This is a genomic window from Micromonospora sp. NPDC005291 (assembly GCF_040607415.1).
GTDB lineage: Bacteria > Actinomycetota > Actinomycetes > Mycobacteriales > Micromonosporaceae > Micromonospora.
The window spans coordinates 398,607-423,758 of sequence record NZ_JBEXGR010000004.1 but is presented as its reverse complement, the minus strand read 5'-3'; the positions used below and the strand labels follow the sequence as shown (position 1 = coordinate 423,758).

Annotated in this window: 25 protein-coding genes; 9 read left to right on the top strand and 16 right to left on the bottom strand. The window is 70.4% G+C overall.

The window, feature by feature from the left end; genetic code table 11:
- Positions 1–9 precede the first annotated feature (9 nt).
- Positions 10–570: a GNAT family N-acetyltransferase gene (locus ABZT18_RS08670; protein WP_354996668.1), complete on the bottom strand. Its 561-nt coding sequence runs from the start codon at positions 568–570 to the stop codon at positions 10–12.
- A gap of 81 nt (positions 571–651) precedes the next feature.
- Between ABZT18_RS08670 and ABZT18_RS08665 the strand changes: the two genes are divergently transcribed.
- The 6 genes from ABZT18_RS08665 (at position 652) to ABZT18_RS08640 (ending at position 7,556) form a co-directional block, all read left to right on the top strand.
- A complete protein-coding gene (locus ABZT18_RS08665; RefSeq protein ID WP_354996669.1) occupies positions 652–1,362 on the top strand; it encodes a siderophore-interacting protein in 711 nt (236 codons plus the stop codon).
- A gap of 200 nt (positions 1,363–1,562) precedes the next feature.
- Complete coding sequence (locus tag ABZT18_RS08660; RefSeq protein ID WP_354996670.1) at positions 1,563–2,732, top strand: siderophore biosynthesis protein; 1,170 nt, start codon at positions 1,563–1,565, stop codon at positions 2,730–2,732.
- The gene (locus tag ABZT18_RS08655) at positions 2,729–4,354 is read left to right on the top strand and encodes an IucA/IucC family protein (protein ID WP_354996671.1); all 1,626 of its coding nucleotides are present in this window, start codon (positions 2,729–2,731) and stop codon (positions 4,352–4,354) included. The genes ABZT18_RS08660 and ABZT18_RS08655 overlap by 4 nt, the downstream gene beginning before the upstream one ends.
- Positions 4,351–5,949, top strand: coding sequence for an IucA/IucC family protein (locus ABZT18_RS08650; protein ID WP_354996672.1), 1,599 nt, complete (start codon positions 4,351–4,353; stop codon positions 5,947–5,949). The genes ABZT18_RS08655 and ABZT18_RS08650 overlap by 4 nt, the downstream gene beginning before the upstream one ends.
- On the top strand, positions 5,946–7,091 hold the full coding sequence (locus tag ABZT18_RS08645) for an alanine racemase (protein WP_354996673.1): 1,146 nt from the start codon (positions 5,946–5,948) through the stop codon (positions 7,089–7,091). Before ABZT18_RS08650 ends, ABZT18_RS08645 begins: the two co-directional genes overlap by 4 nt.
- Before the next feature lie 114 nt (positions 7,092–7,205).
- Positions 7,206–7,556, top strand: a complete 351-nt coding sequence (locus ABZT18_RS08640; RefSeq protein WP_354996674.1) for an STAS domain-containing protein — start codon at positions 7,206–7,208, stop codon at positions 7,554–7,556.
- A gap of 6 nt (positions 7,557–7,562) precedes the next feature.
- Here ABZT18_RS08640 and ABZT18_RS08635 read toward each other — a convergent pair whose 3' ends face one another.
- Positions 7,563–8,810 carry a PP2C family protein-serine/threonine phosphatase gene (locus ABZT18_RS08635; RefSeq protein ID WP_355250809.1) on the bottom strand — a complete coding sequence of 416 codons (1,248 nt, stop codon included), beginning with the start codon at positions 8,808–8,810 and terminating at the stop codon, positions 7,563–7,565.
- Between the two features lie 375 nt (positions 8,811–9,185).
- On the opposite strand from ABZT18_RS08635, the gene ABZT18_RS08630 reads away from it, so the two are divergent.
- Positions 9,186–9,623, top strand: a complete 438-nt coding sequence (locus tag ABZT18_RS08630; RefSeq protein WP_354996676.1) for an ATP-binding protein — start codon at positions 9,186–9,188, stop codon at positions 9,621–9,623.
- An 84-nt stretch (positions 9,624–9,707) separates the two neighbouring features.
- Here the strand turns inward: ABZT18_RS08630 and ABZT18_RS08625 are convergent, their stop codons facing one another.
- Positions 9,708–10,937, bottom strand: a complete 1,230-nt coding sequence (locus ABZT18_RS08625; protein ID WP_354996677.1) for a trypsin-like peptidase domain-containing protein — start codon at positions 10,935–10,937, stop codon at positions 9,708–9,710.
- Between the two features lie 134 nt (positions 10,938–11,071).
- Between ABZT18_RS08625 and ABZT18_RS08620 the strand changes: the two genes are divergently transcribed.
- On the top strand, positions 11,072–11,680 hold the full coding sequence (locus tag ABZT18_RS08620; protein ID WP_354996678.1) for a YdeI/OmpD-associated family protein: 609 nt from the start codon (positions 11,072–11,074) through the stop codon (positions 11,678–11,680).
- 43 nt (positions 11,681–11,723) lie between these two features.
- Here ABZT18_RS08620 and ABZT18_RS08615 read toward each other — a convergent pair whose 3' ends face one another.
- The 8 genes from ABZT18_RS08615 to ABZT18_RS08580 form a co-directional block, all read right to left on the bottom strand.
- Positions 11,724–12,968 carry a DUF6596 domain-containing protein gene (locus tag ABZT18_RS08615; RefSeq protein WP_354996679.1) on the bottom strand — a complete coding sequence of 415 codons (1,245 nt, stop codon included), beginning with the start codon at positions 12,966–12,968 and terminating at the stop codon, positions 11,724–11,726.
- A gap of 37 nt (positions 12,969–13,005) precedes the next feature.
- Entirely contained in the window at positions 13,006–13,386 is a 381-nt protein-coding gene (locus ABZT18_RS08610) for a YciI family protein (protein WP_354996680.1), read from the bottom strand.
- A gap of 185 nt (positions 13,387–13,571) precedes the next feature.
- Complete coding sequence (locus tag ABZT18_RS08605; RefSeq protein WP_354996681.1) at positions 13,572–13,877, bottom strand: AzlD domain-containing protein; 306 nt, start codon at positions 13,875–13,877, stop codon at positions 13,572–13,574.
- Positions 13,874–14,629 (bottom strand): AzlC family ABC transporter permease, encoded by a 756-nt coding sequence (locus ABZT18_RS08600; protein ID WP_354996682.1) that lies wholly within the window; start codon positions 14,627–14,629, stop codon positions 13,874–13,876. The genes ABZT18_RS08605 and ABZT18_RS08600 overlap by 4 nt, the downstream gene beginning before the upstream one ends.
- Entirely contained in the window at positions 14,626–15,225 is a 600-nt protein-coding gene (locus ABZT18_RS08595; protein ID WP_354996683.1) for a histidine phosphatase family protein, read from the bottom strand. Before ABZT18_RS08595 ends, ABZT18_RS08600 begins: the two co-directional genes overlap by 4 nt.
- An 11-nt stretch (positions 15,226–15,236) precedes the next feature.
- The gene (locus ABZT18_RS08590) at positions 15,237–16,748 is read right to left on the bottom strand and encodes an NERD domain-containing protein kinase family protein (RefSeq protein ID WP_354996684.1); all 1,512 of its coding nucleotides are present in this window, start codon (positions 16,746–16,748) and stop codon (positions 15,237–15,239) included.
- Between the two features lie 87 nt (positions 16,749–16,835).
- Positions 16,836–16,967 (bottom strand): hypothetical protein, encoded by a 132-nt coding sequence (locus ABZT18_RS08585; protein WP_354996685.1) that lies wholly within the window; start codon positions 16,965–16,967, stop codon positions 16,836–16,838.
- Positions 16,968–17,087: 120 nt separating this feature from the next.
- Complete coding sequence (locus tag ABZT18_RS08580; RefSeq protein WP_354996731.1) at positions 17,088–17,444, bottom strand: DoxX family protein; 357 nt, start codon at positions 17,442–17,444, stop codon at positions 17,088–17,090.
- A gap of 541 nt (positions 17,445–17,985) precedes the next feature.
- Here ABZT18_RS08580 and ABZT18_RS08575 point away from each other — a divergent pair.
- A complete protein-coding gene (locus ABZT18_RS08575) occupies positions 17,986–18,888 on the top strand; it encodes a hypothetical protein (protein WP_354996686.1) in 903 nt (300 codons plus the stop codon).
- Between the two features lie 24 nt (positions 18,889–18,912).
- Here ABZT18_RS08575 and ABZT18_RS08570 read toward each other — a convergent pair whose 3' ends face one another.
- From ABZT18_RS08570 to ABZT18_RS08550, 5 genes are all read right to left on the bottom strand, one after another.
- Entirely contained in the window at positions 18,913–19,959 is a 1,047-nt protein-coding gene (locus ABZT18_RS08570; protein WP_354996687.1) for an NlpC/P60 family protein, read from the bottom strand.
- 25 nt (positions 19,960–19,984) lie between these two features.
- Positions 19,985–20,470, bottom strand: coding sequence for a poly-gamma-glutamate biosynthesis protein PgsC/CapC (locus ABZT18_RS08565; protein WP_354996688.1), 486 nt, complete (start codon positions 20,468–20,470; stop codon positions 19,985–19,987).
- Entirely contained in the window at positions 20,467–21,744 is a 1,278-nt protein-coding gene (gene pgsB, locus ABZT18_RS08560) for a poly-gamma-glutamate synthase PgsB (RefSeq protein WP_354996689.1), read from the bottom strand. The genes ABZT18_RS08565 and pgsB overlap by 4 nt, the downstream gene beginning before the upstream one ends.
- A 2-nt stretch (positions 21,745–21,746) precedes the next feature.
- Positions 21,747–23,951 carry a HAMP domain-containing protein gene (locus ABZT18_RS08555; protein ID WP_354996690.1) on the bottom strand — a complete coding sequence of 735 codons (2,205 nt, stop codon included), beginning with the start codon at positions 23,949–23,951 and terminating at the stop codon, positions 21,747–21,749.
- Between the two features lie 153 nt (positions 23,952–24,104).
- Complete coding sequence (locus tag ABZT18_RS08550; RefSeq protein WP_354996691.1) at positions 24,105–25,151, bottom strand: CapA family protein; 1,047 nt, start codon at positions 25,149–25,151, stop codon at positions 24,105–24,107.
- Between the last annotated feature and the right edge of the window lies 1 nt (position 25,152).

The following is a 25,152-nucleotide window of genomic DNA, read 5'->3' as shown; positions in this document are numbered from 1 at the left end:
AGCGGGGCTTCAGGCAGACGTCGGGTGGTCCGACTCGAACCGGGCGCGCGTCAGGAACGCGAGCTGTGCGCGCTTGTCCGGCATGTCGATCTCCGAGTCGAAGGTGAAGCCCTCGATCTCCAGTCGGCGCAGCGCGAGGTGGTTGCGGACGTCCGGCTCGACGACGATCCGCTGGGCGCTCGGGTCACGGAACAGGAAACGGGCGAGGGCGGGGCCGACGGCGTTGGTGAGGCTGCCGGCGAGGCGCCGATCGGGGCTGAGCAGCAGGTGCATACCGACGTCGCCCGGCTGAACCGTGTAGCGCTCGCCGACCGGGTCCGCCTCGGGCTGGTAGCTCTGAAAGAGACCGACCGGCTCCGCGTCAATCATGATCAGGTACGCGTGGTGCGTCGGCAGACTGTCGACGAAGGCGTAGATCTCGCGTACCTGTTCCAAGGTGTGTGAGCCCATGCCCCAGAAGGAGTTACGGGGGCGGGTCGCCCAGTCGTGCAGGAGGGCGGCGTCCCGGTCGGGATCGACGGTCAGCAACGACAACTCACCGAGCCCGGCGATCTTCTCCTGGTACGTCATCGGGCGCTGTCCTCTGTTCCATCGGGGGCGCGATTAGGTTAGCCTGCCCTAACCAAGGATGGACCTTACCTGGAGGGGTGCGTGAAACGGAACTGGGAGGCCCTGGTCCTCAAGGCCATGGGAGGCCGGGACTTTCGGTTGACCGTGCTCGGCACCGAGTCGATCGACGGGCACTACCAGCGGCTTCTCGTGGACGGTGGCGGCCTGCTGGAGGCGTGCGGCGTGCACCCCACCATGTGGATCCGGCTGTGGTTCGACAACGACGGCAAGGCGCACCAGCGCGCGTACACGCTGGTGGACCCCGACCCGACCACCGGCCGGTTCACCCTCGAATTCGCCATCCACGACGGCTGCGCCGCCCGCTGGGCCACCACGGCCCAGGTCGGCGACACCATCGGCGCGACCGTCCAGGGCAGCGCCTTCGAACTGCCCGACCCCGCACCCGAGCACCTCTACCTCGTCGGCGACGCGGCTTCCCTGCCCGCGGTGAACAGCCTGCTCGACGCCGGCGCCGACATCCCGGCGACGGTCTGGCTGGAGTACGCCCACGAGGGCGAGCAGGCACTCGCGCTGCGGGCCCGTGCGCACCACGACGTCACCTGGGTGCCTCGGCGCGACGCCGGTCAACACCTCGTCGACACGGTCTGCGCCGCCCTGCCGACCAGCGCCGCCGGTCACTACTGGGTGGCCTGCGAGGCGGCCACCGCCCGGGGCGTCACCCGCCACATCCGGCGGACGCTGGGCGTCGACAAGGACCGGTTGACCTCCCTCGGCTACTGGAAAGCCGCGTGAAGGGCCGACTCGGCACCCTTACCGCGCTGTACGGCACCGTCGTCCTCGGCCTCGCTCACCAGCGGTGGTTTCCCCCACGTCGCCTGACCGCTGCGGCCCACCCCGCCGCCGGACTGCTGTACGGGGCAGACCGCTCTAAATCCGTCTAATTAGGATAGGCTAGCCTAATCACGACAGTTGTCGTAGCTGACGGAGGCGGTATGCGGCTGTACATCACCGCGCTCAACCCCACCGACGCCGTCCTGGAGGGGTTCCTCCCTGCGGCGGCGTCGCTCGGGCTGCCGGTCACCGTGCTGACCGATCGGCCCGACGAATGGTCGGTCGACGTCCCGGTGAGGCGGTGCGCCGTCCGGGACGCGGCTGCGGTGGTCGCGGTGACAGCACCGACCCGACCGGTGGCGCTACTGTCCAATAGCGACCACCTTCAGGAGGCCACCGCGATCGCCGCACGGAAGCTCGGCCTGCCCGGCAAGGATCCCGACGCCGCCCGTCTCTGCAAGGACAAGGCCGCGGCCCGCCGGGCGATCGCCGCTGCGGGGCTCGATCTGGTACGCACCGTCACCATCGACCCTGGTGTCACACCGGAGGCGCCGGGCGGGATGTTCCCTGCGGTGGTCAAACCCCGCGAGGGGGTGGCCAGCGAGGACGCGTACCTGGTGGCCGACCACGCCGAACTGATCGCTCGGGTCACCGAGATCCGTGGCCGACGGCCAGACGTGGCCCTGGTGGTCGAGGAATACCTCGCCGGGGAGCTGCGGACCTTCGAGACCCTCGGCGACGGCACGGCGGTGGCCTCCCTCGGCGGGTGGCGCACCGGCCTCGGCCCGCCACCGACCTTCACCGAGGAGAGCCTCGACTGGTCGCCCCCGGGGGAGCCGGCGAGCACCCAGTTGCGGGCACGGCTCGACGCGCTCGGGGTCGGCTTCGGCCCCTGCCACACGGAGTACGTCATCTCCGACGGCCGGGTCCGGCTGATCGAGGTGAACTATCGCCTCATCGGCGACCGAATGGACCTGATCCTCGCCGAGCTGCTCGGGGTGCCGTTGTTCGAGTACGTCATCCGGCTGCACCTCGGCGAGCCGCTGGCTGCCCTCGACCTGCCCACCACCGCCGACCGGTACGCCCAGGTCGAGTACGTCTGCGCGGACCGGCCCGGCCGGCTCACCGCCGCACCCGGCCTGCTGGACACGGTCCACGGCGAGGTCCGGCTGGGCTGCCGACCACTGCGTGCGGTGGGCCGCACCGCCGACCACACCGGAACCAACCGGGACTACCTCGCCGTGCTGCACGCGATCGGCCCCGATCAGGGGACCGTGCGGGAGTCGCTGGCCGCGTTCCGCGGCGACCTCCAGTGGACCATCGCCGAGTGAGCGACGACTGCGAGCGGGAGGTGTTCGCCCGGGTGCTCGACGCCCTGCTGCGCGAGGACCACCTCGGTCTGCTCAGCACCGGCCGACCGGACGGGCCCGACTGGTGGCAGGTGCCGCGCCCCGCTGGCCTGCTGCGGATCCCGGTTCGGGTGGACGGCTTCCAGCAGGCCCTGCGCAGCGCCGCGCCCATGGTGCTGGTGGTCGACAACGGCGACACGCACCGTACGGACACCGTGGAAGGGTTGTTGACGTTGCTCGCGCCGCACGGCAACGCCGAAGCTGAGGCCGGCTGGCTGGACTTCAGCGCCGAGTGCCGCGCCGACCTCCGTGCCCGGCGGCTCGCAGCCCGGCACCGACCACGGGTGCTCGCCGAGGTCGCCGCCGAACGCGCGATCACCCCGACCGGTATGCCGGCGGCGCTCCTGGACGACGTGCTCGCCGCCCACCACGGCCATCCGGTCTACCCCACCGACCGGTGCCGGCACGGTCTCAGTGACGACGAACTGCGCCGGTACGCCCCGGAGCACGCGCCGCGTCTCACACTGCGGTGGTACGCCGCCTCCGCCGAGGACGTCCGGCTCACCGGGGAACTCCCGTCCTGGTGGCCGCGCGCACCGCGATCGGATCAGCTGCTGCTGCCGGTGCATCCGATCACCGCGGCACGCGACGCGCTACCGGTGACGGACCAGCCGCTGATCTCCGCGCGGCCCACCCTCTCCATGCGGACGGTGGCGCTCGACCACGACCCGTACCTGCACCTCAAGCTGCCCCTGCCCACCGCGAGCCTCGGCGCCCGCAATCGGCGCACGCTGCACCCGGGCTCGCTCGCCGACGGCGCGGCCGTCGCCGGGCTGCTCGATCGGATCGCCAACGCGGAACCCGCCTTCGTCCGCCGGATCCGGCACGCCGACGAGGGCACCTGGGCGCACGTCGACGGCGACGAGCGGCGCAGTTTCCTGCTACGCCGCTTCCCGCGCGATCTGGCCGACGTCCACGTGGTGCCGGTCGCGGCCCTCGCCGCAGCCGACCCGGTCGCGGGCACGGTCCTCGAACGGATCAGCCCCGAGCACCCTGCGACGTTGCTGAATTCCTACCTGGACCTGCTGCTCGACTGGCACGTCTTCCTCTGGCTACGCCACGGGATCGCCCTTGAGGCGCACCCGCAGAACATCCACCTGCTGGTGCATCCCGACGGTACGGTCGGCCTGCTCTACAAGGACAACGACGGCGCCCGACTTGACGCGCGGCACGGCGGCCCGAGCGGGCTCGCGTTGGGCGACGACCGGATGTGGGCCCGCGATCCGCAGGAGCTGGCCGACGTGTTCATCACCATCACCCTGCACCTGGCCGCCGCGGCCCCGCTGGTCGCCCTGGCCGCCCGAGGGCTACCCGTGCCGTCACCCGCCGAAGCGCTGGTGCCCCGGCTCGTCGCCGCCCGCGACCGTTGGGGCGACGGGCCGGCGATGCGTACCTTCACCGAGCGGGTGCTGCGTGCCGCCCACCTACCCATCAAGGCGATGCTCACCGCCGGGACCCTGCTGCCCAAGCAGCGGCTGGGCTGTGCCGACATCAACAAGTACTACCTGCGTACCGGCCCGAACTACCTCCGGGAGACACGATGACGAGCGCGCGGTTGCGCTCCCGGCCGGCCGCCGACACCGGCCAGCTCGCCGACCTGGCCGCCGCCCACGCCGTCTTCGGCTGCCTGGTGCGCGAGCTCGCCCTGCCGGACGGCACCTCGACCGTGGTCGACGGTGCGGCACGTCTGCTGCTGCGGCAGCTCAACGTCACGTTGCGCTGCGCCGTCGCGCGAGCCTCACCGCTCGGCGCGCACCGCTACGCCGGCCCGGTGCAGCGGATGACCGACGGTGGCCGGTGGGAGGACCTGAACGCGGACCGACTTGCCGGTCTGGTCGCGGCGGAACTCGGCACCCGTACCGGCCTGATGAACGACGAGTTCATCGGGCAGGTCCGGGCCAGCCGGGACACCGTGGCCCGGCTGCTGGCCGACCGGCCGGCCCAGGACCCGACCCCCACCGGCGAGCCCGCCATCGACGCGTACGTCGACTCCGAGCAGTCACTGGTCTTCGGCCACCCGCACCACCCCACCCCGAAGTGGCGCAGCGGTGACCCGGACAGCTGGCGGGCGTACGCGCCGGAGCTGCGCACGTCGTTCCGGCTGCACTGGCTTGCCGTACCGGACGATCTGGTCGCCGACGCCGGGCCGTTCGATCCGCTCGTGGCCTCCCTCGACCCGCCGCGGCCACCGGGCGGGCACCGTGTCCTGCCCGTGCATCCCTGGCAGCTGTCGCTGATCCCACCGACCCACCCGAGGCTGCGCGACCTGGGGGAGGCTGGCGTGCCGGTACGGCCGACGGCGAGCGTCCGCACCCTCTACGCCCCCGAGGCCGACCTGTTCGTCAAGACCAGCCTGCACGTACGGATCACCAACTGCCTCCGCAAGAACGCCCGGTACGAACTCACGGGCGCGGTGGCCCTGACCGATCTGCTGGCCCGGGTGCCGATGCCGGCCGGGGTCGGTCTGCTCGCCGAGCCCGCCTACCGCACGGTCGACGTCCCCGGTCTGGACGAGGCGTACGGGACGATCCTGCGCACCGGCCTGCGCCCGCACCTGCGACCCGGGGACACCCCGATCCTGGCGGCGGCGCTGGCCGCCGCGCCGCTGGTGACACCGGACCCGGTGGCCTGGTGGCAGGCGTACGTCGAGCTGCTGGTGCCGGCGGTGCTGCGCAGTTGGCTCAGCCACGGTGTCGTGCACGAGGCACACCTGCAGAACGTGGTCGTGGTGCTCGATCGCGACCGCCGCCCGGTACGGATGCTGCTGCGGGATCTGGAGGGTGTGAAGCTGGACGCCGACCGGTGGGACACCTGGCCGGAGGGTGTCCCACCGCAGGTCCGCCACAATCCTCGGGACGCCCGCCGCCGGATCGTCTACTGCCTGTTCGTCAATCACCTCGGTGGGATCTGCGGGGCCCTCGCCGACGCGCGACCGGGGATCGAACGGCGGCTGTGGCAGGAGCTGCGTGCCGTCATCGAGGCGGTGGCAGGCGACCTCGACGATCCGCCCGAGCTGCGCGCGCTGTTGAGCGGTGAGCCGCTGGTGGGCAAGGCGAACCTGCTGGTCCGGTGGCGGCGCGACGCGGATCGGGCCGCGCCGTTCGTGCCGGTGCCGAACCCGATGGGCGGGCCACGATGACGCGACCCGTCTACGTCCACGACCTCGACGCGCTGGCCGGACAGGCCCGAGCCATCCGGGCGGCGCTGCCCCGGCAGGTCGAGCTGCTCTACGCGGTCAAGGCCAACCCTGATCCTGGCGTCCTGCGTACCCTCGCCCCGGTCGTCGACGGGTTCGAGGCGGCCAGCCGTGGCGAGCTACGGAGACTGGCGGAGGTGCTGCCAGGGCGGGCGTCGGCCGCGTACGCCGGACCCGGCAAGACCGACGCGGACCTCACCGCCGCTCTCGCCGCCGGGGTGCGCCGCATCCACGTCGAATCGCCCGCCGAGCTTCGGCGGCTCGGCGCACTGGCCACCGCCTCGGGCAGGTCGGCCCAGGTGCTGTTGCGCGTGAACCTGCCGGTGGACGCGCCGGGCGCGAGCCTGGTCATGGGCGGCGGACCGAGCCCGTTCGGCATGGACCCGGCCGACGCGGTCGAGTGCGCCCGCCGCCCGCCCGCCGGCATCGACGTACGCGGAATCCACGCCCACCTGGCCAGCGGGCTGGACGCCCCACTCGCCGCCACGGTCGCCGCCGCCGTGGTCCGCTGGGCGGTCGCCGAGGTCGGTGCCACCGAGGTCGACGTGGGCGGAGGCATGGCCGTGGACTACACCGACCCGGCGGCACGATTCGACTGGGTGGGCTACGGCCGGGCACTGGCTGACGTCCTCGACGCGTACCCGGGAGTGCGGCTGCGCATCGAGCCGGGCCGGTCGGTCACCGCCTACTGCGGGGCGTACCTCACCGAGGTCATCGAGGTGAAGCGCTCCTACGGCGAGTGGTTCGTGGTGGTGGCCGGCGGCACCCACCACTTGCGCACACCGGCCGCGAAGGGGCACGCTCAGCCGTTCGCTGTGCACCGGCGACGCGGCGGCGACGCCCTGCGCACCGACGGAGGGCCCGTCACCGTGGTCGGGCAGCTCTGCACCCCGAAGGACGTGCTGTCCCGGTCGACCACCGCCGGGCCGATCGGCGTGGGTGACGTGCTGGCGTTCGCCATGGCCGGGGCGTACGCCTGGAACATCAGTCACCGCGACTTCCTGCTGCACGAGCCGCCGCTGTTCCAGACCGGTGACCCGCAGGAGGTGGCCGCCGAGTGGGCGGCCCGACCGTTAGGGTCGTGACTCAGGCCGACGGTCAGCACGCACGTCGACGAGCGATCGGAGCGCTTTTCTGGCACCGTAGTACGGCGCGCAGTGTCGCCGAGTTACCGGCCACGCCGTATTGAGGGGGGTTGCATGGACTTCACGCTGTCGACGCGGCAGGGGCGAATCGGGACGGTGGTCGAGGTCGCCGGTGACGTGGATATGAGCACCACCCCCGAGTTGCGCGACCAGTTGCGCCAGTTGGTGGAGAGCGGTGCCCGGGTGGTGGTGGTCGACCTGACCGGCGTCGGGTTCATGGACTCCAGTGGCCTGGGCGTGCTCGTGGTCGCCTACAAGGACCTGCGGGAGCGGGACGGCTGGCTCGCCCTGGCCGGGGTCAGTCGCGCGGTGCGTACGGTGTTGTCGATCACCTCGGTGGATCGGGTCATCGGAATCTTCGACACGGTGCAGGACGCCGAGGAGGCGTCACCGGCGGTGTCGTGACCGTCCTCACTGCCGCAGGGTGCTGGCGCGGCCGATGTCAGCGCCAGCGGTGCTTGATCGCGGCCCGTGGCCGCCATACCAGTCGATGATGAGCAGGGTGGCGTCGTCGGCCAGGACCGGCCCGGCGGTCGCCAGGACCGCATCGGACAAAGCCCGGACCGCCTCGCGCGGATGCAGGTGGGCGATGCTGATCAGGGCGGCGGGGAGGTCCAGGTCGGCGGCGTTGCGTTCACGGATCCCGTCGGTGACGATGACCAGCCGGTCGCCGGGCAGCAGGAGGATCTCGCCGCTGCGGTAGCCCTCGTCGGGAAACATGCCCAGCGGGAAGTTGGCGGGCAGTTCCAGCGGCTCGGCCCGGCCCTCGCGGACCAGCACCGGCGGGACGTGCCCGGCGTTGAGCAACTCGCAACGCCCGGTGGCCAGGTCGATGCGGCCGAGCACGGCGGTCACGTAGGCGCCGCGTACGTTGGCGTGCTCGGCGAGGGCCCGGTTGGCTCCCTCGGCCTGGGTGACGAGGCTGTCGCCGCGGCGGCGGGTGTTGCGCAGGCTGCCCACCCCGAGGGTGGCGGTCAGCGCGCTGGCCACGCCGTGGCCCATCGCGTCGGTGACGCTGAGGTGTAGCACGTCGCGGGCCACGCTGTAGTCGAAGGTGTCCCCGCCGACGCTCGCTGCGGGCTCCAGCCAGCCGGAGAGGGCGAACGCGCCGGCCTCGCAGGTGAACGAGGCGGGCAGCAGGCGGCGTTGGATCTCGGCGGAGAGGCTGAACGGGGTGCTGCGCTGCCCCCATTCGAACAGGTCGGTGTGCCGGCGGTTGGCGATGACCACGAACGCCAGCGCGTGCGCGGTGCGGTTGATCCGTGCGATCACGGCCGCGTCCGGCTCGTCGGGCAGGTCGATCTCCAGCAGGCCGATGGCCTCGCCGCGTTGGGCGACGGGTGCGAGCACCGTGTGCCAGCCATCGCCGGGAAGCACCTGGGTGGTCTGCTGGCGCAGTGCCTGCTCGTAGGGCCCGCCGTCGAACGGGAGTACCTCGGCGGCCTCCTCACCCTGATGCCGTCCGGGAAGACCGGTGGCCGTCTGGTGGGTGAGCCTCACCAGTGCCCGGCCGCTGAGGTCGGCGATGAGCAGCGAGACGCTGAGCGCGTTCAACGCCGTGGCGATGTCCCCGGTGACGGCGTGGACCGCCTCGACCGGTGCGGCTTCCTCGGCCGACTGCAACATCCCGGTCAAGACGGCCTGCTCGTTGTCGTCCATGCGTCGAGCATAGGCATGTGCTGTTCCTGGCGTGTCGGCGCGAACGGGCGTACGGCCGCGGCCGACGAGACGGGACGCGAGGTCACGGCGGTGGGTTGTGGTGCCCTGTCCAACCCGGCACGGTCGCCCCGGTATCCCGGAGAGGGCCGCCCTCGTCCATTGTTGCTGCCTGCCACCGCTCCTCCTCGGCCCACCCGCAGGTTCAATTCGGCGACGTTCTACCCGCCGCCCAACCCGGCCAATCGCGGCCCAGGCGTGCCGGGTTGCCGCCGATCGATGTTCGTCAGGGTTGGCTCAGGTCCCGGCCGGCCGTCGGGCGGTGCCGACCGGTGACGTGCCTGCCGGGGTCACGGGCTGCGGCTACAGTCTTGCGCTATGAGCAGCAGTGTCAGCGGTGGGCGCGACTCCGCTGGTGCCACGGCAGGGTGCCTGGTGTCAGCGGCGATCACCGCCGCCGACCTGACGCGGCTGCGGCATGCTGTGGCCGCCGCTGCCGGCGAGGCGGGCCTCACCGGTGCCGAGCTGGACGACTTCGTGCTGGCGGTGCACGAGCTGGTAGCCAACGTCATCCGTCACGGCGGGGGCGTCGGCCATCTTCAGCTGTGTCGTGACGCCGATGTGCTGACCTGCCGAATCAGCGACCACGGTCCGGGCCTGGACGACGTGACGATCCGTCTACCCGGGCCGGCGGAGGTCGGGCGGCGCGGCCTGTGGTTGGCACAACGGCTCAGCGGTGCCCTCGTCGTCGACAGCAGCGCCGACGGACTCACGGTGGCGGTCTCAGCGCGCCTGCCGCCGCCACCGGCCAGCTAGGTCCGATGGTAAGGCCACCCCGATCGACGTGAACGGGCCGCCGGTGGGCCGCCGGAGCGCATCCGCCCCGACGGCCCGTTGACGTCAGCCGTTGTCGATCAGACTGGCAATCTCGTTGTAGATCAGGTGTGCCTTCGCGCCCTGGTTCGACGGGCAACCGCCGAGGTGGTGCAGGGCGATCACCCGGTGGCTGGCGTTCAGCACCGGTGAGCCCGAGTTGCCGCCAGAGGTGTCACAGCTGTAGCTGATGTTCCAGGTGTTGTAGTTCGCGTTCTTCACGGTGCAGTTCGCGCCGTTCTGGGTGTCCTCGAAGATCGACAGCCGCTTCGGGTTGCCGTCGCCGTGGCCCGGAACGTACATCCGCGTGCCGGTGGTGGTGGCGGTCGTCGCCAGGTACAGGGTGCCGAACGTCTGGATGTTGGCGAAGTTGTTCACCGAGTAGAGGGTGTAGTCCAGTTGGTTGGAGCCGCCGCTGCTCACCTTGTAGAGGGTGGCGCCGCTGACCTTGGTGCCGGCGCCGGGGTTCGAGCCACCACAGGTGGCGCACTGATAGTTGAACTGCATCTCGCTGCCGCTGACGGCGGACTGCGTCGAGAAACAGTGCTTGTTCGTCAGCATGCGGTTGGTGTTGCCGACCCGCCAGGTGGTGCACATCCCGCCACCGCTGATCAGCAGCCGCGCCACCGCCCTGCCCCGGGCGTACTCGTTGGGGTGGCTGGTCTGGTAGCAGACCGCGTCGCGGCGGGCATCGGTGCTACAGACGGACTGGGTGGTGAAGTTGTGCGCAGCGATCTCCGTGCGGTCGTAGCCGCGCCAGAACCGGTCGATGGTCGCGGCGCTGCTGCGGGAGGCGCGGGTGCTGTGCAGCGTCACCACTGCGGTGTCGCCCTCCACCGACATCGCCCAGAAGCCCGGTTGTCCGTCGGTGGTGTAGTCCGCGCCGGTCGCCCGGTTCAGGTAGCGGTCGTACCGGTAACTTTCCCGGCCGTCAGGGGTCGACACGGTCACGTACTCGCCGTCGGCCAGTCGCAGTGCGCTGAAGTGCACCTTGACGTACGACGCGCCGGGATGCCGGATGATCTGCGTCCGGCCGTCCTGGGCGGAGGCCAGCGAGCCGTTCATGGTCCGGAGTTCGCCGACCGTGGTGACGCCCTCGGCCGAGAACTGGTCCGACTCAGGTGCCCGCACGGATTGGGGTGCGAGAGGCTGAACCGAGTACGCCTCGGCGGCTGGTACTGACAGCAGGCTCAGCCCGAGTGTGCCGGCGCCGAGCGCGACGGCCACCGTTCGTAGGCGGCGCAGGGCATGTTTCATCGTCGCTCCTCCCGAGAAACCAGCACCGAGACGTGCTTGCAGCCTTCATACCCGAAGCCAAAGAGACATGCAAATCTATCTATCTTTAAGGGGGGATGGGGTCAGGCCGTGCAAACTCGCCTAGCCTCACCGTCATGGCGAGTGCGGAGCTGGATGAGTTGATCGTCGCGGACGCTGACGCGCTGCGCGTGTGGTTGTCGGCCAACCACGCCACGTCGCCCGGCGTCTGGCTCGCCCTGACCAAGAAGGGCGGCACGGTCACCACGCTGACCTGGCAGCAGGCGGTCGACGAGGCCCTGTGCTTCGGCTGGATCGACGGGCAGGCCCGTAAACGGGATCAGGAGACCTCCTGGATCCGGTTCACCCCGCGCAGGCCCCGCAGTTCCTGGTCACAACGCAACGTCGCCCATGTGGCCCGACTGGAGGCGCAGGGGCGAATGCTGCCACCAGGCCGCGCCGCGGCAGAAGCCGCACAGGCAGACGGGCGGTGGGCAGCCGCCTACGCCCCGCCGTCGGAAGCCGAGGTGCCGGCCGACCTCCTCGCCGCCATCGCCGCCGACCCCGCCGCCCAGGCCATGTTCGACGTACTCACCAGAACCAACCAGTTCGCTCTCATCCATCGCGTCAATGCCGTCAAACGGGCGCAGACCCGCGAGCGGAAGATCGGCGAGTTCGTCGCCATGCTGGCCCGCCACGAGACGATCTACCCGCAGAAGGCCAAGCCTCCAGATCAGGTGCGTTGATCTGCCGCGAACGGCGCTGGAACAGGCTGGCTCGACGTGTCGGTCAGCCGGCGAGCTGGTCGCGGCGGCGGGTGAGATAGGCCCGCTCGGCGGGGTTGCCGGCGAGACCGATGGCCCGGTCGTACGCCGCCCGCGACTCGCCGCTGCGCCCGAGTCGCCGCAGCAGGTCGGCGCGTGCGGCGTGGAAGGCATGGTAGCCGTCAAGGGCCTCGGCGAGCCGGTCGATCTCGGCGAGCCCGACCCCCGGGCCGTCGACCTCGGCGACCGCGACTGCCCGGTTGAGCCGCACGATCGGCGAGGGGTCGAGCAGCACCAAGCGGCCGTAGAGGGCGACGATGGTGGACCAGTTGGTGTCTCGGGCGGATGGGGCATCCGTGTGGACCGTGTTGATCGCGGCCTGGAGCTGGTAGCGCCCGGGTGGGTCACCACCGGTCGCCACCACCTCGACCCGTTCGCGAACCAGGGCGTTGCCCTCGGCGATCAGGGTGCGGTCCCATGCGCCGCGGTCCTGCTCGTCGAGGGTCACCAGCTCCCCGGTGCGGGACACGCGCGCCGACCGCCGGGCGTCGGTGAGGAGCATCAGGGCAAGCAGGCCCGCTACCTCGCCGTCGTCCGGGAGGAGAGTTCGGAGCAGGCGTCCGAGGCGGATCGCCTCGTCGGTGAGGTCGACGCGCACCGGCTCGTGCCCCTCGCTGGCGAGGTGCCCCTCGTTGAAGACGAGGTAGACGACCGCGAGCACGCCGGCGAGTCGCTCGTGGATGTCGTCGGCCGAGGGCACCCGGTAGGGAATGCGTGCCGCCTTGATCTTTGCCTTGGCGCGAGTGATGCGTCGCGCCATCGTGGTCTCCTGCACCAGAAAGGCGTGGGCGATCTCGGAGACGGTGAGGCCGCCGAGCAGGCGCAGGGTGAGCGCCACCCGGGCCTCCAACGCGAGCGCAGGGTGGCAGCAGGTGAAGACCAGTCTGAGCCGGTCGTCCTCGATCGGGCCGGTGGGCTCAGGAGGGGTGTCGTCGTACACGATCCGGGCCGCCTGGTGTTTGGCGTCGCGCTGCGACTCGCGACGGAGCCGATCGATCCCCTTGCGGGTCGCGGTGGTGGCGAGCCAACCGCCGGGATTGGGCGGTACGCCCTCGCGTGGCCACCGCTCTACAGCCGCCACGAACGCCTCGGCCGTCGCTTCCTCGGCGACGTCCAGGTCGCCGAAACGGCGCGCGAGGCCGGCGACCACCCGCGCCCACTCCTCGTGGTGGACACGGGTGATCGCCTGCTCGACGGTGGGACCAGTCATGGCGCCAACAGCGCTCGGACGGATTCCTCGGTTGCGCTCACTTCTCCCCAGAGCCGTTACGCCGGGCCTGCCCGGGACCTCGGAACCGGTGCACCTCCTGCGGCCAGTCGAGCACGGTCGCGAGCCTGCCGGCCCAGTATCGCGCCGCCGCGTCGTCGGGCACGTCCACGACGGCGAAGCCGCCGAGGTGCTCCTTGGTCTCGACGTACGGGCCGTCGGTGAAGACGGGACTGCCATCAACCGGCTCGACACTGCACACCGCGGTAGACCGGTCGAGCCCGCCGTTGGTGAAGATCAGGACACCGTCGGCCAGCATCTCCTCGAGCACGGTCCGGGCGGCCGTGCCCTTCTCGCGCAGCTCCTCCGCCGTGTGGTCGGGCACCCACTCATCGTTGAAGGTGATCAGGTACTCCGTCATGGTCGTCTCCTCTCCGGGCCCTTCTTTCACGAGTTCCACGAGCGGCTGCGCCCTGATACGACACCATCCCGGAAACTCCTCTTCGATGCAGCCCCGGTGTAGTGCCTGGAAGAGGATCGACCTTCGGTGCTCTCGAAACGCACACTCGCCCAACGGATTATCCGTTCGACGTCCCAGGACGGGCCCTAGAAGATCAGCCGCGTGAGCGCGGTGGCCGCCGCGGCGCAGACGATGACGACGAGGAAGGGCGCCCGGAGCAGCACGGCGACGAGCGCGGCCGTCACCCCGACGAGCCGGGCGTCCAGCACGATCCGCTCATTGCCACCGACGGTCTGCACGACGATCAGGCTTACCAGCACTCCGACCGGCAGGAGGGCCGCCGCGGCCGTGATCCGCGGATGTTCCAGCAGCGTGGCCGGCATCAGGAAGCCGAGCAGCTTCAGCGCGTAGCACCCGGCCGCCGCCAGCAGGATCGCCACCCACATGCTCATTGGTCCACCTCCGTCGTCGTGCCCCGTTCGGCGGTGGCCACCTCGGCGAGCCTGGGCATGAGCGTCACGACGGCCATCACCACCGCCGCGGCCGCCAGCACCACCACCCCGGCGGGCTGGAACGGGACGAGGCAGAGGGCAACGGCGCCGGTGGCTGCGGCGACCAGCCACGCCGGCCGGGTGCGGATCCGCGGCGCGACGAGGGCGACGAAGGCCGCTGGCGCGACGGCGTCCAGCCCGATCGCTGCCGGATCGGCGATCATGTCGCCGCTGAAGGCACCGAGCAGCGTGGCGAGGTTCCACAGGACGAAGACCGATCCGCCGGTCGCCCAGAACGCCAACGACGCGAACTCCGCGCGCCGCTGCCCGATGGTCATCGCAGTGGACTCGTCGATCACGAGTTGCGCGCCGACCAGCCTGCGCAGCCCTCGCAGCCGCAGGAGCCTGTCCAGGGAGAAGCCGTAGAACGAGTTGCGCAGGCCCAGCAGCACCGCGGGGAAAACCGCCGCGAGCGGCGTGCCGCCGGCGGCCACCGCACCCACGAAGGCGAACTGTGACGCTCCGGTGAACATCAGCGCGGAGAGCGCGACCGTCTGGGCGGTGGAGAGCCCGGCGGTGTTGGAGAGAGCCCCGAAGGAGAAGCCGTAGGTGCCGGTGGCCAGCCCCACCGCCAGGGCGTCGCGGACGACGGTACGCCGCCGGGGCGGCTCCGCCGACGCTTGAGCGGTCGCCGGCAGCGCGCACTCGCTCACGTCAGCACCCCGGCGTACGGTGGCAGCCCGGTCCACCGCTGGTCCGGCGGCAGGTGGCTGACGTCGTTGTACGCCACCAGCGCGGCCGGGCGGTCGGGACGGTACAGGATGACGGTTAGCGCACAGTTCGCCGCGTTGAGGCCCAGCCAGCGGGCGTTCGGCGCGTCGAGGGCGTGCCGGACGAGCCAGGCGATCAGGAAGTTGTGGGTGACGATCAGTTCGTGGGTCTCCACAGTCGCGGGCGTGGCGAACCGCTCGACGGCGGCTGCGGCCAGCCGGGCGCCAGCGGCGCGCTCCGCCGGGGAGACGCTGCCGAGGAACTGGGCGTACGGTTCCGGCAGCGCCCCGAGGTCGGGCAACGGCGGGACGTAGTCCCCCACCACCGGGGACGAATGCAGGGGAACGCCCGAAAGTTCCCGGCCGACCAGTTCCGCGGTGTGGGTGGCCCGAGGCAGCGGCCCGTGGTGGACGGCGCTCAACGGCACGGCGGCGAGTCGTCGCCCCAGCGCCCGCGCCTGCTGCCGTCCCCGGGCGGTCAGGTCACCCTCGTCGACGGCTTCACCGTGTCGGGCCAGGTAGAGAAATCGGTTCGGCACGCTTCTCCTCGTCAGCGAGAGACGGTCGACCGGCCGGAGCCGGCCGTTCGGGCGACCATGGACGACGGACGTTCGGGCGGGGTCACCGCGGCCCGCAGCTCGTCGGCCCGCTGTCGCGGCAGATCGCGCAGGGACGTCACCACGGTCGCCGTTTCGATCTCGTCGCCCTGTCGGACCGCGGCGACGAGCCGGTCGGTGAGATCCGGGATACCCGCGGAGGGGTGGACCGGGCCGCCGTCGGGGAGCAGGTCCGCAGGCCGTGGCGGCGCGTCGTCGGTCACCCGGCCGGTCTGCACCGCCCGGGCCAGCGCCGCCAGGCCGAGCAGGTCGGCCGTCACGTTCCCGGCCCGATCAGCTGGCGACGTGCGGTGGGCCGGTTCCTGACTCGCCAACGCGGAGGCGAGGCCGGCGGCGTGCCAGCCGGTGATCCGAATCCGGGGGTCGAGCCAGCCCTGCTCGACCGTGCCGCCTCGGGGCGGCCGGGGCGTGACGACGACGGACGACGGCGACAGGGCGGTGTGCTGCACGTCCTGCGCGTGAGCCTCGGCGAGCGCTTCGCCCAACTGGCGGATGATGCCGGCCCGGCCACGCTCGTCGAGTGCCGCACCATGCAGCGCGAGAAAGTGGTCGAGCCGCAGCGCCCGCAGCTCCTGGTGCATCAGCAGGGCCGGACCGGACCGGTGGTGGCCCAGCGTCACCACCTCGACGATGCCGGGATGCCGGAGGCCGCGCAGCAGAAGGTGCTCGCGCAGCGTCGCCTCCTCCAGCAGGGCCCGGCGCTGCTCGCCACCGAAGTGGCCGGACACGTAGACCCGCACCAGGCGGGAGACCTTGTCGAGCGTCGTGCTCCAGGCCGTGTAGTCCTGCCAGGCGGGGGCCACCTCGATCGGTTCCTCGGTGACCTGCCAGGTGCCGATCCGGCTCCAATCCTCGACCGGCGCGCAGCCGCCCAGGCGCAGCAGCTCCGGCATCGCCCGGGAGACGGCGACTGCGGCACCCGCCCACTCTGGCGGCGCGGGCCGGCTCAGCAGGTCGGCGTGCAGCCGGGGGAGCCCGGCGGGTCCGGTGGTGTCCGGGCCGTACACCCGGTTGGCCTGATCCGGGGTCAGTTCGACGTCGAGGTTCGGCTCCGGCAGATAGACCGCGCCGTGGACGACGGGCGCCGGCAGCCCCAGGGTCGCCGCCGCCCGGCCGAGCACGGCCGACAGATGGGCCGCCTTGATGTCGGCGGTCCGCCGAGGGCTGTCGACGGCGCGGGTCCGGCCGCCGGTGGTCAGCAGCCATGTCCCGCCGACGTTGCGGACCTGGCCACGGAGCGTCTCCACCTCCACCAGGCACAGCCCGGTGGGCGTCGCCACCAGCAGGTCGACGCTGTGCACGTGGCCACTGTCAGCGACGAACGAGAAGTGCGCCCAGCTCCGGTACGGCTCCTCGTCGGGGAGCAGCCGATGGATCCCCTCGATCGCTCTCGGCTCGTCCGAGAAACGCCACGGCGTGACGGTCCAACAGTGGTCTTCCCGCATGTGATGTCGTCCCTTCGGGCTCTACGCGTGCACGTCACCGGTCGGCTCGACCGGAGTCGATGGCGGGAACCGCCGCGATCGCCACGCTCAGGCCGGGCCGCTCTCTCCCAGCAGCTTCGGGTAGCCCGTCTCGGCCGCGACGAACCGGCCCGGGCCGACCGAGACCGCGGCCGGACAGCGCGACGTGACCTCGTTGAGGAACGTCATCGTGTCCAGCACCGGGTCGCAGGCTGCCGTGCAGGTCGGAGACGTGCACCGTACCGACGGGCCCGTGCCCCGGTCGACCGACCGGCGCGTCCGTGGCAAGTTCCCGGCAGTCTCGGCGGTAGCCGTTGTGGATCACCAGGGGCCGTGGTAGGCCAGGTTCACCACGAGAGCGGCCACGACGGTCACGAAGAAGACGGCCCATCCGACGAGTTTGCGCGATCCCACCCGCATGTGGGCGATGAAGGCGCCGATGAAGTACAGCACGAGGCCGAGCGAGGCGAGCGTACCCAGCACCGGCACCGAGAAGCCGGCCAGCAGGCCGAGTGAACCCACCGCGAGCGTCGCGCCCAATCTGGGCATCCAGGAGATCGGCAGGCGCTTCATCTCCATCTGTTCCCTGGGGTAGGCATGATTGATCAAATACGTGACGGCGGCGATGGCGGTGAAAAGCGAAGCGAGGATGTTGATCGTTACGTAGGCGGCGAACACGTGATTCCCTTCCGTTGAATTGAGGGACACCGGACGGCATCTTCCGGTGTCGATTCGTGGGATCGACGCGAACTTCGGCGTATGACGTGGGTTGGAATCAGGCCATAGCATCCATTGTGGAGCTAATGCGGTCGCGGACCACTCAATTGCCACTGTCTCGGCACTGGGTCACGAGCCTGTCCAGGCGAGCCCAGGTCGGCCTCGGGCCGGCACGAACGGGGCGCGGAGTCCAGCAGGGAACCGCTGGGAGATCGGCGAGGTCGGCATCAGTCACACGACACCTCGGTAAACCGTCGGATGAACGGAACCGTCAACCTATAGGCGTGGCGAGGACTTCGTTGGCCTATATGGCCTTTGGTGCTATTCGCCCCGTAATCGGACAGGTCGGGGGATGTGGTGCGATCGGGCGCCCCCATCTTCGCTGTCGGTGCGGCGTCGTTGTCGCCGGGTCAGGTCAGCTCGGTACTGCGTCGGGACGAGCCGGAGCAGACGCCCGGGCATGATCGGATAGCCTGCACGGGTGCGTACACCGCTTCCGGCTGTGAGTTCAACTCGCCGCGGACTGTTCGCGGCGGCGACGCTGGCAGTGCTCGGGTCGGGGGCGTGCGCCGACGCCGAGCCGGAGTTTGAACAGCAGCGAGGGCCTGATCCTGAGCTTCTGCTCGATGAGCTGACCGCCGGCCTTTCCCGGGACAATCCCTACCGTGACCCGGACACGGAGGAACGGGCGGCGGCCCGGCGGGCAGCGCGATCGCTGGTCACCGCTCCGAATGCCGGCGCCGACCTGGATCAGGTCTTCGGCGACCTCGGCTTCCGGGCTCACCGTGGGGCGGACCCGGTCACCGGTCGACCGTTTGACCTCTACCTCGCCGAGGGGTCCGACGACCGTTCCTGGGGTGCCGTGCTGGTGGACCGGAGCGCGACCCCGCGCACGGTGATCGAGGTGCCGCACCCCGGCTTCGACATCAACACGGAGAAGCTGGGACTGGCGTTGTACCGGAAGGCGCCGGCCAGCGTGCTGCTGGTCGCTGGGGCACACCGACAGGCCGCCGACGGCGACGCGGACGTTGCCCACAACGATCGGTCGCTGTTCCACGCCCTGGCGGCCGAGTTCGCCAAGAACGGCCTGGATCAGATCCAACTGCACGGCTTTGCCGATCGGAACCTGCCCACGTCCGACGCGGTGGTGTCGACCGGTTCGGCTCCGGTGACCCCGGTGGCCCGCCGGATCGCGGATGGCCTCTCCGGGGCCGGGCTGAACACCTGCCGGGCGTGGGTGAAGAAGTGTGGCCAACTTGAGGGCAAGACCAACGAGCAGGGCCGGGCCGCAGCGGCACTGGAAGCCGTCTTCATTCACCTGGAGCTGAGCTGGTCTGTCCGGCGGGAGGCCGAGGCCCGTAACCGCGTCGCGACGGTGCTCGCGGCACAGCTCGCCGTGGCCTGACCCGCTGGTGGGTTGCTGTCGAGGTCAGATCCGGCGGGCCGTCCGCCAGCGCAGGGCCCAGTAGCCAGTACCGTCCAGGATCGACTCACCACCCAGGTCACCCATGGTCGGGCCGTTGGCGGTGGTGCGGCTGGAGATGAACCGGTGGTGCCCCCGGTCGTCCACGCCGAGGTACATGCCGGAGTGCTCGATATTCGCGCCCTGCACCGGCCCGGCGTTGAAGAATAGAAGATCGCCGGGGAGCAGCCGATCCAGCTCCCGGGCCCGCTTGCCGGTGTTCGGCATGAGCAGCGCCCCTGGTCCCACCGAAGCCATCGCGGTCGCCCGTCGGGGCAGGCCGGGGCCCGCGTTGTTGGTGCCGAGCAGCGGATAGCCCATCCGGTAGCCGTAGACCATGCGCAGGAAGCCCGAGCAGTCCAGGCTACGGATGTGCGACGCTGTCGGCTTCTCCTTCTTGTCGGGGAACTCCCACGGCACCCCGAGGTAGTCGTAGAAGTCGGAGTTTTCCGCGCGACCGTCCGGGTCGATGTCCGAGAGTGGCCCGAAGGCGGCGTCGCCGGAGTACTGCCGGCCCTTCGCATCCTTCTTCGGCACGGCGACGTAGGTGTACTCCCGGGCCACCGCCAGCACATCCGGCGAGCGGTCCGTGCGGGCCTTGAGGAACCAGTCGGTGAACCACTTCTCCTTCTCGGCCCCCGCCCGCCACTCTCGGGGGGCGAGTCGCACCCAGAAATTGGCGGGCACCTTGGCCTTGGTGAACCGTGCCTCGGCGAACGTCCGCTGCGGGCCGCTGATGTGCATCGTGCGGGAACCGTCGGTCATGATCGCGACGGTCTTTCCCTTGGCGTCGATCATCTGCGTCCGGTTCGGCTCGGTCAACCGTCGGTAGCTGTAGCCGGAGCGAGTAGGCGCGGCGGCCTGCGCGGCCTGCGCGCCGAGGCTCAGCTCGATCGGATCCGCCGCGGTGTGCCGGACGACGACGTAGGCGAAGGTGCTACCACCACTCAGCAACGCGAAGGCGGCGACGGTCATCAGCATGGCGCGGCTGCGGGAGTAAGTCCGGTAGTTCATGCCTGTCCCTCGTCGGTGTGTGGCCTCAGGTGACCGGCACGAAGCCGGCCACGACGCCGCTGAACGCCACCCCGTAGGTGATGACGGTGACCATGACGGTGGCCAGCACGGTTGCCTTCGGCGGCTGGCGCACGAGCTGGTAGGCGATCAGTCCCGGTGCCACGAAGCCCAGGGTCTGGTGCGCGAAGAGCAGCGGCAGGTCCCGTTGGACGATCACGAACAGCGTCATCTGGAGGAGGACGCTGAGTAGGACGATCGCGGCGAAGAGACGCTTGCCGTAAAGGATCACGGTGCGCTGCATCAGCCGGGTGAGGGCGTAGGTGACGACAGTCATCACCACGATCACCGCGGCTTGGAGCGGGTCCTCGATCAGCGCGAGCGCGATCCAGCCCGGCGTGATCATCCCGCCGGGCGAGAGGTTTGTGGTCAGATAGCAGAGCAGCGCGAAGACCAGACCGATGCCGAGGCAGGCGGTGGCCAGCTGAGCGCTGAGTTCTCCTCCGAATGTCACCGGTAGGTCCTTCCCAGGAACACGGTCTCGCCGTCCACGGCGGAACTGCGCGTGGTCGGCGGACGGAGCATCGATTCGGCACGGGTGCGGTCCTGCGGTTCCCAGCTCGGCAGGGCGGCCAACTCGTGCAGCAGCACCTCACCCTGCCCGTGGATGTTGCCGACGGCGACGATGGAGGCATCCTCCGGGGTTACCGCCATGACCTCGCTGATCAGCCGCTCCGATGGGAGCTTGCCGCCCAGGTCGACCACCCGGCTCTGCAACTCGGCGGGAACGTTGACCCGGGCGCTGCGGGTCATCTCACCGATCAGCACGATGCGTTGCGGCTGTACCCGGCCGGCGAGCGTACCCATCTGCCCGTTTCGTTCCACCCGGTCCGGTCGACAGTTGATCACCATCGTCAACGGCTTGCTGATCAGCCGCTGCTTCTCCAGTTGCTCAATGTTCATGTACGTCGACTCCGGGTCGTTGGCGGCGAAGATGTTGGCGAACCGGACGCGCTTGTCGCCGTACAGAACCCGGGCCACGGAGAGCACTCCCGGATCAGGCGGCGCCGACCACATGCCGGTGAGCGCGCTGTGCCGGTCGACGCCGAGCTGTTCGGCAACGGCGAGCGCGATGGCCACGTTCTCCTTGAAGGTGATCCAGCCGAAGCCCGACATCTCCTGGTCGGTCACCGACTCGGGGTCGACCGCGATCAGTCGGCAGTTCCGTTTGGCTGCCTCCTTCTCCAGGATCGCCAGCCGGTCCTTCTCCGCCGTGATGCAGATGCCGTCCTCGGGCATCGACCGGCTCAACGACCGGGCCACGTCGTCGAGGGTCGGCCCCATCTCCGCGAGGTGGTCCTCGCGGACGTTGCAGAGCACCCCGATGGTGGACCGGATGAGCTTGCTCTGGTTGATCTCCTGCAACGCCGGCATGACCGCCATGCACTCGATGACCAGCGAATCCGGGTGGTAGACGGCGGCCCGCCGGACGATGCCGATCTGCTCGACCACGTTGGCGATCCCGAACTTGCGGTGTACCGGCTCCTCGCTGGCATCCGGGAAGATGAACCTCGCGGCGGTGCCGGTGGTCTTGGCCACCACGACCTTGCCGCCGCCGCGCAGCGCGCCCGCACAGAGTCGTGTGATCGAACTCTTGCCACGGATCCCGTTGACCAGCACGCGGTGCGGGATGGTGTTGAGGTTGCGGTTGTGGTTCCGCTGTTCGATCACGCCAGCCACCAGGAGCGCGAGGCAGCAGAGACTGTAGACGGTGTAGAGGTAGAACATGCTCAGCCTTTCGTCGCCCGGCTGCGAGTCCCGGCCGCGTGCCGGACGCGGGCGAGGACGCTGGTCCGGTCGGCTCCCGCGCCACGCAGCCGCAGCGCACCACCGAACCGGGCGGACCCGGTGTGCCGGACCTGCCGACAGATCTCCAGGCACATCGCGATCGCGCCGATGTCGTCGTGCCGCTGCGGTGGAACGGGCAGTTCCACCGTCCCTTCGCTCATCTGCTCGGCGAAGGAACTCAACCTCCGCAACGGCCGGACGAAGATGTAGAGCTGCCACACGTGAGTGAGGAGGGCGATGCCCACCACGGCACCGGCCACCAGCAAGGTCCAGCGTCGCTCCACCATCGTCGGCAGGCGCAACCCGGCAACGTCCTGCTCCAGCACGACCGCCCACTCGAGGTGGGCGACAGTCGTCGGCACGGTCAGACCGGAGGCGGCGACCATCGCCGGGGCGCCATCCTCGGTGGTCGACCGGCCAACCGTGCTGCCTGGCAGCACGTCGACGGCGATGCTTCGGGCCAACTCGCCCTGTAGCGGCTGAAATGCCCGGTAGCCCTCCGAATCCAAAATCGTCCGCAGCTCGGCGTCGACGACCCGGACCCGGCCATCGACCCGACGGACCAGCCCGAGCAGACGGTCAGGGTCGAACTCACCAATCACCGCATAGCCGTCAGCGCGCTGGTTGAAGGCGTACACCAGCGGCAACCGTTCGGCCGTGTCGTCGAGATGGATGCCGACCTCGCCCGGCAGTGGCGCGAAGGCCCGCAACGGCTTCCGACCCGCGCCGGCCACCATCGTCCCGTCTCGGTCGACCAGGTACAACGCCCGAAGCCGCTGCTCGGCGGCGAGTTCCCGGTCCAGTGTCCGATCCGCCTGCGCGAGATCCTTCGAGGTGACCCCCTGCGAAACCCGGGAGACGGTGGCCAGGCCATCATCGAGCAGGTGTCCCAGGGCGTTGCTGGCCTCCTCGGCCCGGCTCTCCGCATCCCGCACCAACTGCACGGGAATCGTCGGTTCGGGCGCCTGCAACGCGAGCACCGTGGCCGCCACCGGCCAGAGCATCGCGACCACCACGGCTACGGTCAGGCCCTGTAGGACGGTTGGCCGCCAACGCTGGTCCGCCGGGTACTGGTCGCCGGAGGTCAGGGCCAACGCCCGCGTGATCCGGTGCGCCTCGCGGATGCGCGTCGGCGCACGACGCCGCGTCATCGCGCCGCAGGCGTCGGCCTTGGCCTGATTCAGCAGCGCCCGGACTGGTCGGACCAGCGACATGCGCATGAGTACGAAGCTGAGCAGAGTCACGACCAGCAGGCTGAGCCCGAGCAAAACCCCCTTGGTGCCCGAGGTCCCCGCGCTCACCTCCGCGGCGAGCAGGGAGACGACCACGAGCCCGGTCTCACCCACCGGCGCGGACGACACCACCAACCTGCGGTCCGCCCACTCCTTGACCACCACCTCACGGCTCTGCGGCGAATCGGGCCCGACCAGGCCGGCGAAGACCGTCGGCAGGTGCACGGCGTCGACGGCACTGGCTCCCTGCATCAGGCTGCTCTTGCCGTCGGGGGTGATCATGTGGATGCCGTGACCCGCGTCGGGGTTGAGTCGCAGGTTCCGCATGGTGACCGGCTGGATCGCGAGCACCGCCCGGGTGTCGTCCAGCGCGACGGAATAGACCAGCATGGGGCCATCCGGCGTGGTGACGGCGGTCGTCTCGTCAACTACCAGCACCGGCGGCAGCAGGTCGATCGGCAGCGCCGCGCCCTTGGCGGCGAGAGGTCGCCGGGAGGCGGTCTCAACGATCACCGCGCCGGTGAAGCCGGCGCCCTCCCCGGCCAGCCGGGCCAGCAGGTCGGCGTCGCTCGCGGTGCCGCGTTCCTGCACCGTCCGGCTGAGGTCGGTCGCCCGGCCGCGGGCTTCGACCTGCATGCCCGATGCCAGCTTGGACACGACGTCACGTTGAGAGTCGACGACAGCCGGGAGTACCCCGCGCTGGGCGCTGACCGCGAACCCGAGGATCGCCATGGCAACCACGAACATCGTGGTCCAGAGATAGACCAGTGAGGGCGCGCTCGTGCCGGCTGGGAAGGCCGCAGCTGGCAACTGCTGGTCGAGCGCCCGTCGTCGCCAGGCCAGCAGCTGTTCATGATCGTCTGCGGGCCCAGCCGTCGACTGCCATGGCGCGTACTGCGCCGACCTGCCTGACACGAAACGGCAACCTTCCCCGTGGAACTACTCCCTGGACCGCTGCCCATCCAGCTCGTCGGCCAGGCATGACCGCCGGCCGCCGCGAATGCTAGCAAGGCGCACCACCACGAGATCTGGGACGATTTCGCCCTTGTGTCGCCTGAAACGTGGCTGTTACTTGCGGGGTACGCCGCGTACCACCAGGCCCGCCGTGTCAGCGGCCCTGGTTAACAGGTTGCCCTCGATGCGCTCGACCGCGGCCTCGTAGATCCGACGCCGCCCGGGGGGCAGGGCTGGATCCGCCAGCGCCCGCTCAAGATCGACCAGACGGATGTCCGGGTTCAGATCAACGAAGGTGGGGATCGCCTCGATGGCTACCACCTTCCACCTTTTCGTCTCGCCGGCCGGACCGAACGTCACCCGGGTCATCGCACCGTCACGGTTGGCGTTGACCGGCTCGGCGTGCCGGGCGATCTGGTTGCCCATCCCGTAGACGATCCAGGTGTCGCCGATCCGCTCCACCGGCTGAACGACGTGTGCGTGATGCCCGAAGACGACGTTCACGTCGTCGATGGCGGCGATCTGACGGGCCCAGGTCTGCTGGTCGACGTCCGGCTCGTGCTCATACTCGGTGCCCCAGTGCAGGCTGACCACCACGATCTCCGCGCCCGCCTCCCGAGCCGCCGCCGCGTCCCGCCGGATCGCCTTCGCGTCGATCAGGTTCGCCACCCACTCCTTGCCGGCCGGCGGGCGCAGGCCGTTGAAGCTCTTGGTGAAGCTGATGTGCCCGATCTTCACGCCCTTGGCCCGATAGATCTTGACAGTGCGGGAGTCACGCTCGGTCCGGTAGCTGCCGGTGTGCCCCAGATCCGACTTGTCCAACGCGTCGAGGGTCCGCTTGACGCCGTCGTACCCCTGGTCGATGGTGTGGTTCGAGGCGGTGGAGCAACCGTCGTACCCGATGTTCTTGATGCCCTTGACCACCTCCTGCGGCACATTGAACTTCGGGAAGCCGATGTACGGGCCTCCCGGCGGTGCCAGCGGAGTCTCCAGGTGGCACAGGGCCAGATCCGCGCTGGAAACGGTCTCGCGCACGGGTGCCAGCATCGGGCCGAAGTCCAACTCGCCCCCGCCGTCGCGCCGGGCCTGGTCCCACAACTCGGGGTGCAGCAGGATGTCCCCCGCACCGAGCACGGACACCGTCCGTCCGGCGACCTTCACC